The 1,395-nt window shown below is 42.7% G+C and carries 1 protein-coding gene; it reads left to right on the forward strand.

Features of this window, described 5'->3' with window-relative positions; genetic code table 11:
- Positions 1 to 80: 80 nt before the first annotated feature.
- On the forward strand, positions 81 to 1,395 hold a 1,315-nt coding region (locus tag H4J63_RS19700; protein WP_259365859.1), incomplete at its 3' end, for an IS4 family transposase.

Raw genomic sequence — 1,395 nt, forward strand, 5'->3', positions numbered from 1 at the left:
TAATGCAGATCGTTTAAGCTAATTGAACGATCTTTCAAAGGGCTCATAATAGGCTACAACAGAAGTTGTGGCCTATTTTTATGTCTGAATTTATTAAAGAATTACACCTTACGACTGAGTTTTGCCAAGATCGTGATATTGATTCGTTCACTAAGCACATTCCCCTTGAGTGGATTGAAGAAGCTGTTACCCAAACAGGAAGAGCCTCTGTACGCAAACGACGCTTCCCCGCCGAACAAGCCGCTTGGCTTGTGTTAGGAATTGGTTTATTAAGAAACCGCTCAATATCTGAAGTCTGTGACAAACTAGAGCTCGCTTTTCCTGACGCAAAAGGAGAGCTTCCACCATTGGCGACCAGCAGTATTATAAAAGGGAAAGAAAAGCTAGGCGCAGCGCCTATGAAACACCTTTTTAAACATACAGCAACGCAGTGGGAGCAGTCGCAAACTTTTGATGACGTGTGTGGTTTAAAGCTGCTAAGCGTTGACGGTACACAATTTAAAACCCAAGATACGCCGAGTAACCGTCATTTTGGCTATGCTCAATCGACAACGAACTTCCCCTCAGTACTTGCTGTAACCTTGATGTCGACAAGAACGCATTTAATATCCGATGCAGCGTTTGGCCCCATTACTCAAAGTGAAATTCATTATGCTCAACAGCTTGTTGGCTCAGCACCTGAACATTCACTAACTCTATTTGATAGAGGTTTCTTTTCGGCTGAACTATTCACGAGCTGGCAAGGTGTTAGCGAAAATCATCATTGGCTTACGCCCATCAAAAGTAAAATGCGCTATGAAATAACGGAATCATTTAGCGATTACGACCACTTAATAACAATGCCTATTTCGCCACAAGCTAAAAAATCAGCCCCTTACCTAGGTGATACATGGCAAGCAAGGCTTATTCAAATTCCGACACCTAAAGGTGAAATAAAAGGGTTCATCACCTCATGCGCCTGTCCAGAAAAGTACCCGCTAAAAGCGCTACTCGATGTTTATTGGCAACGATGGGAAATAGAGCGAGGATATGGTGAGCTCAAGCAATATCAATTATCTAATAAGCCAGCGCTACGGAGCTTGAAACAGGAAGGTATTTATCAAGAGCTCTGGGGTATTCTGACGTCATACAATATCGTGAGACTTGAAATGGCAGAGATGGCTAAAGCCCATAAAGTGGAGCCATTACGCATCAGTTTCATAAACGCATTATACCTGATACAAGACGAGTTTTTATGGTGCTCAGGTCGAAGCCCCGGGACAATCCCTAAAAAGCTAAAAGAACTACGTGAAAACGGTAAACGGCTAATATTACCGGAGAAAAGAAAGCGAAAAGCTTATCCGCGAACGGTGCTCGCAAAGACACAAAAATATCCAGTTAGGTATAAACGAAAAA

The organism is Pseudoalteromonas sp. 5Ae-yellow (assembly GCF_014077565.1).
In the GTDB taxonomy this organism is placed as follows: Bacteria; Pseudomonadota; Gammaproteobacteria; order Enterobacterales; family Alteromonadaceae; genus Pseudoalteromonas.